Source organism: Saccharopolyspora sp. NPDC000995 (genome assembly GCF_053599315.1).
On record NZ_JBSFLZ010000034.1, the window covers coordinates 1 to 15386 of the forward strand.

A 15386-nucleotide genomic window follows, 5' to 3' on the forward strand; every position below is an offset into this window, starting at 1 on the left:
CCCAGTCGAGCCAGCACGAAGCCGGCGACGGTCTCGTAGTCCCCGTCGGGCATGGCGAATCCGGTTGACTCGGCCAGCTCGTCCGGGCGCAGTCGTCCGGAGACGATCCAGGTGTTGTCGCCGATTTGCCGAACCGAGCAGATTAGATCGAGATCACACTATTCGCCTTGGGCGATCGCAGGCCGTACGCCCAGCCGGTCGAGTCTCCGCAGATCACGAACTCGCGCCGACTCAGCCGAACGGGCGATGTTGTGTTGATCACGATTTTTGGGGTGTTTGTCCGGAACTCGCTGCTCTACTGTTCCGTTCCAATGGACATGGACGATGATCCTGGCAGTCTCGGCCGCGCTCCTCGCAGTTCGAGGAGTGCGGACCCCACGAGGACGCTGACGCCACCGCAAACCGACAGACTGCGCGGAGCCGTGCCGCCACACGTCCGCGAGCCGATGTCACCCGCGGGCCCGGACATCGTCCACTTCGGACCACTGGGGAGAGTTGATTTCTGCGCGCTTGCGCGCCGTGCAGCCGAGAACCGGCGAGCGCTTCTTCCCCGGACGACCAACTCCCCTTTCCTGCGCATGCCCCCTCGGCCTGCCGGGACGTCGAACGCGGAAGCTCCGAAGTGCATCGCGCAGGCTCGCGGCCCCGCAGAGCCACGCTGACCGGGCCGCGCCGAATCTCCGATCGACCGAGGAGCCGCACCACCCGCTACCCATTCGAGAACACGCACCGCAATCAACTGGCAGCGAAGAGAGAAGGAAGGGCCAACAAAATGGTCTTCAAGAAGCTCCTGGGCGCGTTCGGTGTCGGCGGCCCGTCGGTGGACACTGTGCTGCACCGCCCCCACGTCCGCCCGGGCGAGCACCTCGTCGGCGAGGTCCGCATCACCGGCGGCAAACAGGACGTCAACGTCGAGCACGTCGCGCTCGGCTTCGTCACCCGCATCGAGACCGAGCACGGCGGCCGCGACGGACACGCCGGGGTGGAGTTCCACCGCGCCGTGGTGGCCGGGCACTTCGCGCTGCGCGAGACCGAGAACAAGACCATCCCGTTTGAGCTGCCCGTGCCGTGGGAAACGCCGATCACCAGTGTCCACGGCCAGCACCTGCACGGGATAACGCTCGGCGTGCGCACCGAACTGGCCATCGCCAAGGTCGCGGACAAGGGCGACCTCGACCCGGTCATCGTGGAACCCCTGCCCTCGCAGGAGAAGGTGCTCGAAGCAATCTCCCAGCTCGGTTTCCACTTCAAGAGCGCCGACCTGGAGCACGGCCACCTGCACGGCGTCCGCCAGGAACTGCCGTTCTTCCAGGAGATCGAGTTCTTCCCGCCGCCGCAGTTCTCCGGACGCATCAACGAGGTCGAGCTGACCTTCGTCGCCAACCCGCACGGGCTGGACGTGGTGCTGGAGGCCGATAAACGTGGCGGGTTCTTCACCCCAAGCCAGGACTCCTTCGGCCGCTTCCACGTCACCCACGAGGTAGCGCTCACCACCGACTGGGCGGGGCAGATCCACGGCTGGCTGGAGCAGGCCGTCGAACGACGCGGCGGCATGGGTCACCACTTGGGCGGCTACGACCACCAGGGCTACGGCCACCACCCGCACGGCTACCACGAAGAGCACCATCGGCGCGGTTCCGGGATGGGCGGCATGGTCGCCGGCGCCGCGCTCGGCGCCGGCGTCGGCTTCCTCGGCGGCATGGTCGCGGGCGAGATCATGGAAGAGGTCTTCGAGGGCGACGAAGAAGAATTCTGATCACTCGAGGCAGGCGGGCGCCGGGAATTCGTTCCCGGCGCCCGCCGCGCGATGGTCCGGTCATCGGCCGCCGAGATCACCCGCGCGCTGACCGACCCCGACCTGACGGCGCAGTTCTGGGGCCACAGCAACGTGTCCGACTAGGAGGGCTCATGCGGTCCTCCTCCGCTCGCCGCTTCAGCGCGCTCAGCGCTTGAACGCGCGGGCCCTCGAACTTGTGGATCCACCGGTCCTGGATCTCGCCGAGGGGAACGGGATTGAGGTAATGAAACCTCTCCCGACCTCGCCGGACCGTGCTGATCAGGTTGGCCACTTCGAGGACGGGCACGTGCTGGGTCACCGGCTGGCGTGCCGTGTCCAACTGCTCGCAGGAGCTCGCCCAGCGTCTGCCCGTTGCGCTCGTGAAGCGTGTCCAGCAGGAACTGCCGAGTCGGATCGGCGAGCGCCTTGAAGACCTTCTCCAGCTCAGCAGGCACGCCCGGCTTTATGCAGGCAAATGCCTGCATAAAGTCAACCGCCGGTCAGCCGACGAACTGGTCGTAGAGGAGGTAGCAGTTCAGGCCGACGATCAGGGTGGTGATCAGGGTCATCACCGTCGTCAGCCAGCGCGGGTTGGCGAACTTCCCCATCACCGCGCGGTCCCGGGTCACCAGCAGCAGCGGGATCAGCGCGAAGGGGATGCCGAAGCTCAGCACGACCTGGCTGAAGTTGAGGACGTCGGTGGTGTTCATGCCGAGCGCGATGACCACGAGCGCCGGCACCATCGTGATCAACCGGCGCAGCAGCAACGGAATCCGGAAGTCGATGAACCCCGCCATGACGACCTGCCCGGCGAAGGTGCCGACGCCGGACGAAGAGATCCCGGACGCGAGCAGGGCGACCGCGAACACCAGGGCGGCGGCACCACCGGCGAGCGTGGCGAGGCCCGTGTGCGCATCCTCGATGGTGCTTATGTCCGTGTTCCCGGTGGCGTGGAAGAGCTTCGCGGCGACCAACAGCATCGACAGGTTGATCACCCCGGCGAGGCCGAGCGCGACGACCACGTCCCAGCGCTCGAAGCGCAGCACCCGACGTCGGTCGTCGTCGTTCGAGCACGCCACCCGGCGGCTCATCAGCGCCGAGTGCAGGTAGACGACGTGCGGCATCACGGTGGCGCCGACGATCCCCACCGCGAGGTAGGCGCTGCCGCTGGGTAGCGTCGGCACCAACCCGGAGATGGCCTGGGCCGGCTCTGGGCCGATCTGCAGCAGCTCGTAGGCGAAACCGGCGATGATCAGCAGCAGCAACCCGGCGATCGCCCGCTCGAAGGGCCGGTAGCCCAGCGTTTGCAGGCCCAGCAGCGCGAACGCGACCACCGCGGTGATCAGCGCCGCCGGCATCATCGGGATGCCGAACAGCAGGTACAGGCCGAGAGCCGCGCCGACGAACTCGGCCAGGTCGGTGGACATGGCGACGATCTCCGCCTGCAACCAGAGCCCCCACCGCATCGGCCGGGGATAGCGCTCCCGGCAAACCTCGGGAAGGGTCTTGCCGGTGACGACGCCGATCTTGGCGGACAGGAACTGCACCGGCATCGCCATCAGGTTCGCCAACACCACTACCCACACAAGCGCGTAACCGAATTCCGCGCCGGCGCCGATGTTCGTCGAGAAGTTGCCGGGGTCGACGTACGCGATCGCCGCGATGAAGGCCGGCCCCAACATGGCGAGTGCGCCGCGCACCGGACCTCGTCCGAGCACCTGCCCGACGGCCGGTCGCGGGCCCCGTTGCGCATTGACCCTGGTCATGTCCATTGATCCACCCGTGCTGCCGCCCCGGCTTCCTGCCCGTTGATGACTGCCTCCCGTCGTCCCGCAGGCCCATGCGAGCCGCAGTTCGGCTCGGCGACCAGGAGATTACGGTATGCCGAAAATTCGTCGTCGAAAACCCCCGACCGAACGCGCGCGCGGACCAATCAGGCCCGGCCCTGCCCAAGCCAGGGTGTTCGAGTTCGCCGCGTTGCGCATGCACAGCGCATTCGCGTCCAGCACGTTCAGGTCCCGGGTCCTACACTCGGAGTGCCGATGCCGCCGCAGCGCTTCGGCCGGATTGCGCGATGGGGGAAATCCACTCGGGTTTGGGGTCTCCGATGTCCGAGGAAAACCAACGTCGTAACGGCTACCGGGAAGGACTCGGCGGCGAGTTGCTGGCCGAACTCCTGGGAACCTTCGTCCTGATCCTGTTCGGGTGCGCATCGGTCGCCGTCGCGGTCGCGGGCCTGCCCGGTTCAGGACGCCAGTCCGACGCCTTCGGGCCGGGGAACTGGCTCATCATCGCGTTCGGCTGGGGATTCGCTGTGGTGTTCGGCGTCTACGTCGCTGGCGGTGTCAGCGGTGCGCACATCAACCCAGCGGTCACACTCGCCTTCGCGGTGCGGCGGGCCTTCCCGTGGCGGAAGGTCATACCGTACGTGGTGGCCCAGTTCGTGGGCGCGTTCCTGGCCGCAGCGGTTGTGTACTCCGTCTACAGCTGGGCGATCAACGCGTTCAACGCCAAGGCCGGCCTCGGCCGCAACCAATCCCTGGACACGTTCGCGATCTTCGCGACGTTCCCCGCCAAATACTTCGACGGATCGTGGTGGGGACCATTGCTGGACCAGATCGTCGGCACCGCGGTCCTGGTGCTGCTCATATTCGCGCTCATCGACACGCGCAACGCCGCTCCGTCCGCCAACATCGGACCGTTCATGATCGGCATGGTCGTCACCACGATCGGCCTGACCTTCGGCCCGAACGCCGGTTACGCGATCAACCCGGCGCGCGACTTCGGGCCTCGACTGTGGACGTTCATCACCGGCTGGGGCGATATCGCGCTACCCGGGAGCTACCAGTGGTTCAGCAACTACTTCTGGATCCCGATCGTCGGGCCGCTCGTCGGGGCCGTCATCGGCGCCGTCGTCTACGACCTGTTCATCGGCCAAGTGGTGGCCGCCCGCGCCGCCCCGCCGGAACCAGGACGGACGAACGACGAAGCTGCCGAAACGCAGCAGTAAGACGGTCTGAGCTGTTAAGCTGAAACTGGACAGTTTTGACTGACGAGTTTACTGTCTTGGTGTGCACGAAAGCAACAGCGAAGGCGTTTCCGTGTCGGCGGTTCGCGCCGCCAGTGACGCATGGGTGACGGTCAGCCGCCTGCGCCGCAGGTTGAAGGAGCTGACCAGCGAGGGAGACCTCACCCCGGCGCAGGCCTCCGTGCTGGCCCGGCTGGCCATGCAAGGGACGGGCTCGGCCAGCGAGCTGGCCGCCGCAGAGCGTGTGCGCCCCCAATCCATGGCGACGATCATCGCAGCGCTGGAGCGAGCCGAACTCGTCGTCCGGCATCCCGACCCCGATGACGGACGGCGACAGCTGGTCGCCCTCACCGAGCTGGGGCGAGAGAGGAGAGCTGGCGACCAGCAGGCTCGTCAGGAGTGGCTGGCGCGGGCATTACAAGAGCGGTGCACCGAGGAGCAGCGGCTGATGATCATCGAGGCGATGGCGTTGCTGGACGACGTGACCCAGGCGTGAGGCGGCAGGCGGCGCGTTCCGATGTGCTCGCAGCGCGGCGGCGCGTTCCGATGTGCTCGCAGCGCGGCGGATCGATCCGATGTGCTCGCAGCGCGGCGGATCGATCCGACCGCAAGCCGATCACCCCCATGCTGCTGGACTCGATCCCCAACCCGATCAACTCGTCGATGCTCGCCATGGCCCTGATCCCGATCGGCGCTGCGTTCGGCGCTGCGCCCGCGCAGACGACGTGCCTGGTGACGGCGCTGTACCTGGGCCGCGGGCCGGGCAGCCGATGATCGGACGCCTGGTGGACGCCTACGGGCCACGGCCGCTGTACCTGGCGGGAACCGCGCTGTACCTGGGAGTGCTGATCGCATCCCGGGGTGCTGCTCGGCTTCGGCACGTCGGCGGCGTACCCGGCGTCATGTTCCTGCCGCGCACCGAATCCGCCCGCACGGTCCCGGAGAATCCCAACGGGATCCTCGCCGCAACGCCGCCTGCTACCAGCGGCGCCACCACTGACGGCCTGCACCACCTCGCTTTGCCGCTGCTCGGCATCGCCGCCCTGTTCGGTCGCGACGGCCCTCGCCGACGGGCCTTCCGCCACATCGCCCGCCAACAAAACTGCCGTTACCTGCACCGAAATCATCGAAGGATGAAACCATGGCCACGACCCTCGACCCGAAGACCGCGCTTGTCGTCATCGATCTGCAGAACGCCGTTCTCGCCGCCCCCGCCGCCCCGCACCCCACCAGCGACGTCATCGCGCGGACCGCGGAACTGGCCGACGCCTTCCGCGCGCGGAGCCTGCCGGTCGTACTTGTGCGCGTCACCGCCGCCCCCGATGGTTCCGACACTCCCCCGGGACGCACCGAATTGTCCCGTCCCAGTAATCCTCGGCCCGCCGAGTGGGACACTGTCGTGGCCGATCTCGCCGGTCACCCCGAGGACATCGTCGTCACCAAACGCAACTGGTCCGCCTTCTACGGCACCGACCTCGACCTCCACCTGCGCCGGCGCGGCATCACCCAGATCGTGCTCACCGGCTTCGCCACCAGCATCGGCGTCGAGTCAACCGCCCGCGCCGCCCACGAGCACGGGTACCACCTGGCCGCGGTCGTCGACGCCATGTCCGACATCGATGCCGATGCACACCGCAACAGCGTCGAGAAGATCTTCCCGCGCCTCGGCGAAAGGGTTAGCACCGCCGAAGTCCTGGACCTGCTCGCCAAGACCGTCCCCAGCTGAAACCGTTGTCCAACCGAGGCTTTCCGCATCCCAGGTCAGTCCTCTGCTCCTGCCCGAACGAGCCGTCGGCCGATCCGGGCGATCTCGTCGATGATCGCGGCAGCGACCGAGACATCGGCGGACAACGGGCGATCCCGGGCATCCGGATCGAGAGCGCCGCAAGCCCGTTGGTAAACCGTCCGGACCGGTTGTGCAGGGCCAGACCCGCGCAACCGGAGTGCGCGGACCGCTGCCACGAGTTCGCAAGCCAGGACGAGCCGGTACGCCTCCGCCGCGCGGCGGGACTGGCTGGCCGCCTGCGGGGCGAAACTCGCGTGTTCTTCGGCGCCCCTGGAAAGCACCACGTGGCCCAACGTCGCGGGATAAGCGGCGTAGCGCAGCTCGGCCAAGGCGGAACCGACGCCGTACTCGAGCACCATGATTCCCGAGCTGCCTGGCGGGCCGGTGGCCAGGAATGGGCGCAGGCAGGTCATCTCGGGGTCGGTGAGCAGCGACAGCCTCGCAGCCGACAGTTGCGCGGTCGAGAGCATCGCCAGCCGCAGCCGATCCAGCGCGAGGGCGAGCTGGGCGGCGTGGAACCCGCCGTGGTGGCGAACCTGTTGGTCGGTGATCAGCGGATTCTCGCCGGTGGCGTTGAGTTCCACGGCCAAGACCGAGTCGACATCGGCCAATGCCTCCAAGGCGGGGCCGTGGACCTGGGGGAAGCACCGCAGACCGAACGGGTCCTGGATCCTGCGCCCGGCAGTCACCGCCCCGCCGAGCAATGCCAGCATGTCGGCGGCGACCCGGACCGCTCCGGCGTGCGGCCGCCCGGCGTGCACCTCGGGCGCGAACGGCTCGCTCGACCCATCGACGGCGAGCAAGGTCAGCGCGGCGATCGGAGCGGTCGCATCAAAAAGCCCGCGCACCTCCTCCGCCGCCAGGGCCGCCTGGGCGATGGTCAGTGCGTTGCTGCTGATCAACGCCAGGGCGTCGCCGTCGGTCATGATGACCGGATCCGGCGGCCGCCCCCCACCGGCCCAGCTCACCTCTCCTGCGAGAGCGAGCCCGAGTTCGGCCAACGGGCCGAGATCGCCGGTCCCGACGGCGCCGTGCTCGTGCACCTCCGGACAGGTACCTGCGTTGAGCGCGGTGACCATTGCTTCGGCGATAGCCGGTTGCAGCGCGGCACCGCGCAGGACCTGGTTCACCCGGACCGCCAGCATCGCCCGCACGTCTCGTTCGGGCAGCAGGTTCCCGATTCCGCTGGCATGGCTGCGCAACAGCCGCATCCCGTGCGCCGCGCTTCCGGGCACCACTTCGGCACGGTTGGCACCGACACCGGTGGTGCGCCCGTACACCGGCTGCGCCACGGCCTTCCTCGCCCTCAGCCAACGCTTTCGGAGGCGGTCCAACGCGGCCGGTAACGCAGCGACCCCAAGCCCGCCCGCGATCCGAACCACGTCCTCGCCGGACAGTTGTGATCCGCCGAGGAGCACGGGATTTCCAGCGCGCACCGCACCCTGAACGACAGTCACGATTCCTACCTCCACGCGCAGCCTCAGATGAGGGCAGCGTCGTCGATGGGACGCAGCTCCTCGGCGTACGACACGGAAACGCGCCGGATCACGCCGCCGGACACGGCGTACTGCCCCATCCGCCACAGCGGTGGGGAGTACGCGTGGATCGAGACGCTCCTGTGCTCCTTGCCCGTGAGCCGATGGATGTGCTCGGGGCCGCAGCCGAACACGAAGCCAGAGCCGACCTCGGTCGCCAAGCTCGGCCCGGCCACCGCCAGGTTGTGCTCGACAAGCGCACCCCCGGCCACCGCGACCGCGAACGAGGAGATGTCGTGGTCGTGCCAGCCCGTGTCGTTCTCCGGCGTCCAGCACAGCACCCATACGTCGATGTGCGCGTCCCGGTGCAGCGATGCGTAATGCCGCTTGTCGTCGCTAAAAGCTACGTGGTTCCGCCAAAGCTCCGGTCGGCGCGCCAAGTCCGCGACCAGGCCGAGCAGCTCGCGCGGGTCCAGGCAGCGGCCGGGCAAGGTTTCGAGGGTGAAACCCGTTGGCACCTCGCCGATCGGGAGCGCTCGCCCGGCGGGCACTTCGACAATCGCCTGAGATTGGCCAATCACGGTAGTCCTCCTTCGAGCAGGCGATGCGGGTTCGAACAGCGGATGGCCCGGGCGGCGGCTTCCCCCATTCCAGGATCGGTCGGCTCGGCGTAGGGGCGGTCGCTGCCGAGGACGACCGGGTCGATCCCGAGCACCCGGACCAGCGCGTCCACCCCGCGCGGCCCGTATGACGACGTGTCGACGAAGACACCCGGGTCGATGCGGTCGAACGCCCCGCCCCTAGTCACCAGGCGCTCGTGGTGAACGGGTGCCAGCCCCGCTCCGGCGGCGAAGCAGATCCTCAACTCCGGCAGCAGCGCGCGGCCCGCGACGTGCCAGGACCACCACGCCGCCTGCATCTGCGCCACGTAGTCGACGACCGGCGGCCACCACACGGGCACGCCAGGCGGGCAAGTCGCTGCGCCGGGATGCACCATGACCGGCCGGTCGTGCTGTTCGCACACCGCGAGCAGCGGGGCGATGCGTACCACATCAGCGGGTTTCCGCATGGCATCGGCCGGAATCTGCAGGCCGACGCATCCGCTGCCGAGCGCGTCCCGCACCAGCCGAACGTCGGGCTCCAGCACGTTGGCCGCGGCCCACACCCGGAACGGATCGGGCAGCTCCGACGCCCCGCGATGCCATGCGTCCAGCAGCGGGCCCGCGTCCTCCGGCGGCAGCCATTCGATGCCGAGCGGACTGGACAGCGAAACGATCGCCGTCCCGTCCTCCCGGGCCGCGCGCTTCGCCGGATCGTGATCGGCCGGGTCCACCTCGAACGAAGGCTCGCCCGCCACATGCAGAGTCCAGCCGCGCAGCAGCGGCGGATTCGCCCGTCCGCGCAGAGCGTCGACGAATTCCGGAGGCCACAGGTGCTGGTGCACGTCGATCATCAATCCGGGCACGGCAACGCCTTTGTGAAGCGTTTCAGTGAATGGCTTCAGTGAACCGCCTCAGCGGGCATACGGTCAAGGGCCGAACGCGTCCATCCGCCGCGCGCTAGGCTTTCCAGGTGCAACGCCGCAAGCGCCCCACGATCAAGGACATCGCGGCGGAGACGGGGCTCTCCCCTGCCGCGGTGTCCTACGCGCTCCGCGGCCTGCAGGTCCCCCCGGAAACCCAGCAGCGCGTGCGGGAGGTCGCCGACCGCCTCGGCTACGAGGCCGATCCGGTCGCCCGCGCCCTCGCCAGCGGGCGCACCGGGATGGTAGGTGTGCTATGCAGTTCGCTCGAAGACCTGTGGCAGCAGAACTTCGCCACCACGCTCGGCAGGCGCTTCCTCGCCGCGGACCGCAACACGCTGTTCATGGACTCCGCCGCCGATCCCGCGCGCGAGGCCCTGCTCGCCAAGAACCTCCTCGACCAGCGGGTCGACGCGCTCGTCACGATCCCGGTCGACCCGACTTCCTGGCACTGGCCGGAGGCCGCCGAGCGGACCATGCTCGTCGCGATCGGCGACCCGCTGCCCGGGGCGTCCACCGCCGCCGAGGTGGTCTTCGACAACAGCCTGGGCGTCACCGACGCGCTGAAGACCCTCAGCGCCGCCGGGCACGACGAGGTCCTAGTGCTGACCCCGGGACCGCGCCTGATGCGCCAACGCCCGGCCGAGAAGGTCGTCCACGAGGTCGCGCGCGAACTGCGGATGAGCTTGCGCGTCCTGGCCTGCGCCAACGACTTGACCGGCGCGGCCGAGGTGGCGCGGACCGCGCTCACCGAGGAACCCCGGCCCACCGCGGCGTTCTGCCTCACCGACTCGATGGCCTACGGCGTCTACGAGGCAGCTCGCGATCTCGGCCTGGCCATCCCCACGGACCTGTCCGTCCTCGGCTACGACGACCACCCGGTGTCCCGGCTGCTGACACCCGCGCTGTCCACTTACCGCTGGGACGTGCAGACCGTCGTCGACGCGGTCGTCGACCGCGTGCTCAAAGCGGTCGACAAGAACCGGCGCAGCCGGCGCAAGCTGATCGCACCGGAGCCGAAGCACCGCGGCTCGGTGGGCAGACCACGCGCGTGACCGGCCCTCGGGCTACGGAGTCGGGTGCTCCTCGACGAGGGGCTCAGGGGCCGACAGCCGCCATGCCTCGTACACGAGCTCCTTGAGTTCGCCAGCGTCGATCCCTCGCAGATGCACGACCACCCAGCCGAATCCGCCGGCCGTGAACTGCACCTCGAACACATCCGGGCGCTCGGCGACCAGTGCGATCTGCTCGGACAGCGTCTGCTTCAGGCCGACCGTCTCCGTTCGCGGCCAGTAGTAGCCGAACCGCTTTCCGCGCACGCTGAACGACGTGTAGTCCCTCGCCTCCGCGCGCTCGACCTCGGCGAGGCGGTCCACCATCCGCATGAACTTACCGCTCGGCACACCCATGCCCAGCATTCTGGCGCACACCTCCGACGTTCCGGACCGAGCAACCTCCCGTGGCTGCGGCTAGCCCAACTTCCGCATTTCGACCCGGCGCAAGATCCACCGGTAGTAAGCTCCCGCCGGGAAACGATGGTGGACCTATTCGGACGAGACGAGTCGTTGTGCCTGCTCGCTAACGCCGCGGTGCAAGCGCGGGCCGGACGCGGCGGGCTCGTCATGCTGCGCGCAAATCCCGGTCTCGGTACGACCGCCCTGCTGGACGCTCACTCTGCCGCGGCGCGCGGCATTGGCATGAGGACGCACCGGGTCGTCGTGCTACCGCCGAGCGGATGCACCGAGTTGTCGACCGGTGTGCCGGAGTGGACCGAGCCCGCCGTGGTCGTGATCGACGATCTGCACCGCGCGGATGACGCGACGCTGCTGGCGCTGCATGCGCTCGCCGAAGAACTCCGCGACCGCTCGCTGCTGGTCGTCACCGGGCGGCATCGCGGTACTGCTCCCGCCCGGTTCGAGCGGCTCGACCGGATGGCAGTCGTACATGACCTCCTACCGCTGGAGGATGACGCTGTCAGCGCTGTCCTCGCCGAGGTAACCGGTGAGCAACCGCCGGAGTCGCTGCTGCGGCTTGCGGACGAGGCACGTGGCAACCCGTGGCTGTTGAACCGCCTCGCCGATGGCGACCGTGCTTCGGCGGTGACCGCCTGGGTGACCGACCTGGCGGGCGGCGACGCCGCCCTGCTGCGTTTCGCCGCGATCCTGAACGAACCCGCGTCGGTCGACGAATTGGCCGCCGTCACCGGAAGGGCACCGTTGGACGTGCTGGCCGGGGTGGCGCGGCTCGCCGCGCTCGGGCTCGTCGAAGAGCAGGCCGGGCTGGTGCGGTTCCGTCATCCGGTGGTGCGCCACGACCTGGCGGCGACCTCGGTGGGTTTGCGCGGTTCCGCGGCGCGGGCGCTCGCGGGCCGCGACGCCGCGCCCGCCGCGGTCGCCGAACAACTCGCACACACACCGATGGACGCCTGGACCCTGGCTTGGCTCGATGACCACGCCGACCGCCTCGCCACCCAGCCGACACCGGCGGTCGTGGAGCTGCTCGAGAGCGCTGTTTCGTGGCTCCCGCCCGGAAATTCGCGCCTGCAACCGTTGCGGGCCGCGCTGGCCGAGGCGCTGATGTGGTCGGGCCGGGTTGATGAGGCGCTGAGCGCCGCCAACAGCAGTCTGGCCGCGCATCCGGACCCGCCGATCAGGCACCGGCTGCGCGCGGTGCTCGCCCTGAGCTGCATCCGGGAGATGGATCCCGAAGGCGCCGCCGCTGCCCTCGATCCTGAACGGGCGCACGGGGAGCTCCCCGGACGGCTCGCCGCGATCGACGCCGTCGCGTGCCTGCTGGCTGGCGATCTGGAGGGCACGAAGCGTGCAGTCGAGGTCGCGGCGCCCGAAGCCGCGCAAGACCCGCTAATCGAGGTGTACCTGCTGAACGTCCGCGCGACGGGTCTTCTCGTTTTCCGGGACCTCGCCGGGGCGCTGGAGGTGCTGGACCAGGCGGACGCACTGCTCGAAATCTCGGTCTTCGACCGTGGCCAATGGCTGATGTCGCGCCTGCTGCGCGCGGTCGTCCAAGACCTGCGCCAGGACCGGACGGCCCTGCAGACCGTCGAGGAAGCGCGACCGCTCGCACGGGTGTTCGGCGCGGGCCTGCTGGCCTGGCTCCACACCATCGCGGCGCTGGCCTCGTTCAACCACGGGCTGTGGGACCAAGCGCTCGACGAGCTCGACGCGGCCATGGCCCTGCCCGACCTGTACGGCATGGGCGGGCCGTTACACGGGGTGGCCTCGTCGATCCTGCTGAACCGCGGTGACCTGCCCGGTGCTCGGGTCCACGTCGAGCTCGCCGAACAGTCCGTCAGCCGCGGGGTCGCCATGTTCTACGAGCAGATCACCGTACTGTCGCGCGCTGTCGTCGCCGACGCGGAAGGCGACGCGCAGCGGGCGCTGGAGCTCGTGCGCAGCCTCGCCGACGGCGCCGTCGGAGTCCACCATGGCCACGCGGTCTCGACCGTCGGCGCCAGGATCGTGCGCATAGCGGTCGCGGGCGGCGACCAGGACCTGGCCGCTCGGCTGCTCGCCCAGATACGGGAGTTGAGCACCGGCGAATCAGCCGGCGAGCGCAATGCGCTGATGTACTGCCAGGGTCTGGTCGACAGCGACGTCGACCTGCTGCTGACCGCCGCCGAAGAATTCGCCCAGCACGGATCGCCGATCTCCGCCGCGAGCGCGGCGGAGGACGCGGCGCGGATCCTGGCCGCGTCCGGCAGGCCCACCGATGCCCGGGCTGCCTACCAGACCGCGATCGACCGGTACGCCGCGCTGACGGCCACCGGCGCCATCCAGCGAGCCGACGCGGCGCTTCGCGCGTACGGCCTCCGGCGCGGCGCGACGGGGCCCCGCCGCCGCCCGAAGCACGGCTGGGACAGCCTGACCGCCGCGGAGTTACGCGTCGCGGAACTCGTCGCGCAGGGCCTCACCAACCGGGAGGTCGCCGGACGACTGGTCGTTTCGGTCCGGACGGTCGATTCGCACGTGTCGCGGGTCCTCGCCAAGCTCGGCTATTCGTCGCGGGTCGAGATCGTGCTCGGATTCGAGCAGCGTGGCTGAGCGCACCGCCAGCCCCGAATGTCCGCCGCCGATGCCGGTGGCACCGAAAATTTTCGCCCCGGGGTCGGGCTGCGGGTCGTTGCAGCAGCTCCGGCACCCTGGTCGACCATTTCGCGCAACGGGCGCAACGTGGGCGAATCGGGCGACATCAACGCGGCATACCTACGGCATACCGACAACATCAGCAATGTTGCTGATGATTTTGCGGGCCGGTTCTGATGATCTTTTGTGCGGTGCCTGCCGAGGGGAAGCGGGCCCGACATCGAAGGTGGAGCACCGCATGAACCTCCTGCGCAGGTCCGTGCTGCGCGGCGGGGTCGCCGCACTGGTCGGCACCGTCGCCACGTCGGTAACGGCGGTGCCCGACCTGTTGAGCCAGGAAATGCGCGCCGCAGTCATCGGCACCGCGCAGACGCCTTCGTACGGCACGCCGACCGTCCCGGCCGAATCGATCTTCGGCCCACAGGACGCATATCGGCAGGCCGCCATGAACCACTTCGTGCCTTTGGTCATGGCACGGCTGAAACACCCTTCACCAAAGAAATGTTCGTGATGGTGGTGCGCCGACGAGCCGGCGCACCGATTGGAAGGCAGAAGACCGGGAATGATCGACGACTCCGGAACAGCGAATCTCGTTGACACGGCGTCCGCCGGTGTGCAGGAACTGGCGGGCGCCACCACCTCCGTTCTGCACCAGTCCGGGCCGGGCGGCGCGCTGGCGCAGCCCGTCGTGGACGCGCTGCGCAACGTGTGGGAGGGGTACTTCGGTTCGCCGATTCCTCCCGACGGCACGAACTGGAACGCCTACACCCACGAACAACTCCACCAGATGCTGTGGGACAACGCCGACGTCGGTGACGTCAGCACGGTCGCCGCCGAATGGGGGCGGCACAGCACCGAGCTGACCGACCAAGCGGACTCGATGCGCCAGCAGCAGGGCGTCATGCAGTCGCACTGGAGCAGCACGGCGGCGGATTTGGCGACGAACCGGCTCGGCGAGCTCGGGGACCGTACCTCCGACATCGGCACCCGCGCGAGCACCGTCCAGCAAGCCACCCAGGACGCCGGCGACGCGCTTTCCGTCGCACGCAACACGATGCCGCCGCCGCCCGGTGACCCGACCGGTATGGCCCTGTCCAGCGCCGCGGCCGGCGCCGGTGCGGGTGCGGTCATCGGGGGCATCGTCGGTGCCGGTGCGGGCGGCATCGGCGCTGGCCCGGGCGCCCTGATGGGTGCCGCCATCGGCGCCGTGGCCGCCGGCGGCGGCAGCCTGTTCCTCGCCAACGTCGATGCTGCCCAGAAGAAGGCCGAGGCGGTTCACGTGATGCAGCGCTACGAGGCGAGCCTCCGCAACAGCAGCACAGCGATCGCGCCGGCCGGGTCGACTGCGGCCGAGACCTTCGGCACTGCACCGGCGCAAACCTCCGCGGCGGGATTCGGTGGCGGAGGTTCGGCGGGCGGCGGGATGCCCTGGGGGAAGCTGGTCGGCGGCGCCGACCCGTTGGGTGCGGGACTGCGCGGCGGGGCACTCGGAGGCTCGCTGATGGCGCCGGCCAGCGGGATGTCCGGTCTCGCCGGACGCGGCGCGGGCAGCGGAAGCATGATGCCGCACGGCGCGCGGCGCAACGCGGAGGAAGAAGAAGAGCAGGTGCACCAGAACCGCATGCCCACCGTCGACCAGAAGTTGTTCGCCGACGACAGGCCGGCCAGCGCCCCGGTCATCGGAATCTGAGCAGG

The 15386-nt window shown here is 69.2% G+C and carries 16 protein-coding genes; 10 read left to right on the top strand and 6 right to left on the bottom strand.

Going from position 1 to position 15386, the window contains the following annotated elements; genetic code table 11:
* Window positions 1-143: transporter associated domain-containing protein (locus tag ACWDKQ_RS14160; RefSeq protein ID WP_450139218.1), on the bottom strand; the 143-nt coding region annotated here is incomplete at its 3' end.
* A 629-nt stretch (window positions 144-772) separates the two neighbouring features.
* On the opposite strand from ACWDKQ_RS14160, the gene ACWDKQ_RS14165 reads away from it, so the two are divergent.
* A complete protein-coding gene (locus tag ACWDKQ_RS14165; RefSeq protein ID WP_450139169.1) occupies window positions 773-1756 on the top strand; it encodes a sporulation protein in 984 nt (327 codons plus the stop codon).
* A gap of 521 nt (window positions 1757-2277) precedes the next feature.
* Here ACWDKQ_RS14165 and ACWDKQ_RS14170 read toward each other — a convergent pair.
* On the bottom strand, window positions 2278-3543 hold the full coding sequence (locus ACWDKQ_RS14170) for an Nramp family divalent metal transporter (RefSeq protein ID WP_450139170.1): 1266 nt from the start codon (window positions 3541-3543) through the stop codon (window positions 2278-2280).
* 341 nt (window positions 3544-3884) lie between these two features.
* Here ACWDKQ_RS14170 and ACWDKQ_RS14175 point away from each other — a divergent pair, with 341 nt between their 5' ends.
* From ACWDKQ_RS14175 to ACWDKQ_RS14190, 4 genes are all read left to right on the top strand, one after another.
* Window positions 3885-4787, top strand: a complete 903-nt coding sequence (locus ACWDKQ_RS14175; protein ID WP_450139171.1) for an MIP/aquaporin family protein — start codon at window positions 3885-3887, stop codon at window positions 4785-4787.
* Window positions 4788-4878: 91 nt separating this feature from the next.
* Window positions 4879-5301 (top strand): MarR family winged helix-turn-helix transcriptional regulator, encoded by a 423-nt coding sequence (locus tag ACWDKQ_RS14180; protein WP_450139172.1) that lies wholly within the window; start codon window positions 4879-4881, stop codon window positions 5299-5301.
* Complete coding sequence (locus tag ACWDKQ_RS14185) at window positions 5298-5579, top strand: hypothetical protein (protein WP_450139173.1); 282 nt, start codon at window positions 5298-5300, stop codon at window positions 5577-5579. The genes ACWDKQ_RS14180 and ACWDKQ_RS14185 overlap by 4 nt, the downstream gene beginning before the upstream one ends.
* Window positions 5580-5946: 367 nt before the next feature.
* Window positions 5947-6531 (top strand): isochorismatase family protein, encoded by a 585-nt coding sequence (locus tag ACWDKQ_RS14190; RefSeq protein WP_450139174.1) that lies wholly within the window; start codon window positions 5947-5949, stop codon window positions 6529-6531.
* 35 nt (window positions 6532-6566) lie between these two features.
* Here the strand turns inward: ACWDKQ_RS14190 and ACWDKQ_RS14195 are convergent, their stop codons facing one another.
* From ACWDKQ_RS14195 to ACWDKQ_RS14205, 3 genes are read right to left on the bottom strand one after another with little or no spacing between them, the layout of a single operon-like run.
* A complete protein-coding gene (locus tag ACWDKQ_RS14195) occupies window positions 6567-8048 on the bottom strand; it encodes an aromatic amino acid ammonia-lyase (RefSeq protein WP_450139175.1) in 1482 nt (493 codons plus the stop codon).
* Between the two features lie 23 nt (window positions 8049-8071).
* On the bottom strand, window positions 8072-8647 hold the full coding sequence (locus ACWDKQ_RS14200) for a cysteine dioxygenase (RefSeq protein ID WP_450139176.1): 576 nt from the start codon (window positions 8645-8647) through the stop codon (window positions 8072-8074).
* Complete coding sequence (locus ACWDKQ_RS14205; protein WP_450139177.1) at window positions 8644-9531, bottom strand: amidohydrolase family protein; 888 nt, start codon at window positions 9529-9531, stop codon at window positions 8644-8646. The genes ACWDKQ_RS14200 and ACWDKQ_RS14205 overlap by 4 nt, the downstream gene beginning before the upstream one ends.
* Window positions 9532-9638: 107 nt before the next feature.
* On the opposite strand from ACWDKQ_RS14205, the gene ACWDKQ_RS14210 reads away from it, so the two are divergent.
* A complete protein-coding gene (locus ACWDKQ_RS14210; protein ID WP_450139178.1) occupies window positions 9639-10643 on the top strand; it encodes a LacI family DNA-binding transcriptional regulator in 1005 nt (334 codons plus the stop codon).
* A gap of 12 nt (window positions 10644-10655) precedes the next feature.
* On the opposite strand, the gene ACWDKQ_RS14215 is transcribed toward ACWDKQ_RS14210, so the two are convergent.
* Window positions 10656-10997 carry an MmcQ/YjbR family DNA-binding protein gene (locus tag ACWDKQ_RS14215; RefSeq protein WP_450139219.1) on the bottom strand — a complete coding sequence of 114 codons (342 nt, stop codon included), beginning with the start codon at window positions 10995-10997 and terminating at the stop codon, window positions 10656-10658.
* 129 nt (window positions 10998-11126) lie between these two features.
* On the opposite strand from ACWDKQ_RS14215, the gene ACWDKQ_RS14220 reads away from it, so the two are divergent.
* The 4 genes from ACWDKQ_RS14220 to ACWDKQ_RS14235 all read left to right on the top strand — a co-directional run bounded on the left by ACWDKQ_RS14220 (window position 11127) and on the right by ACWDKQ_RS14235 (window position 15381).
* Window positions 11127-13649, top strand: coding sequence for a LuxR C-terminal-related transcriptional regulator (locus tag ACWDKQ_RS14220; RefSeq protein WP_450139179.1), 2523 nt, complete (start codon window positions 11127-11129; stop codon window positions 13647-13649).
* An 18-nt stretch (window positions 13650-13667) separates the two neighbouring features.
* Window positions 13668-13868, top strand: coding sequence for a hypothetical protein (locus ACWDKQ_RS14225; protein ID WP_450139180.1), 201 nt, complete (start codon window positions 13668-13670; stop codon window positions 13866-13868).
* 61 nt (window positions 13869-13929) lie between these two features.
* Window positions 13930-14202 (top strand): hypothetical protein, encoded by a 273-nt coding sequence (locus ACWDKQ_RS14230; protein WP_450139181.1) that lies wholly within the window; start codon window positions 13930-13932, stop codon window positions 14200-14202.
* 51 nt (window positions 14203-14253) lie between these two features.
* Window positions 14254-15381, top strand: a complete 1128-nt coding sequence (locus ACWDKQ_RS14235) for a WXG100 family type VII secretion target (protein WP_450139182.1) — start codon at window positions 14254-14256, stop codon at window positions 15379-15381.
* Window positions 15382-15386: the final 5 nt, after the last annotated feature.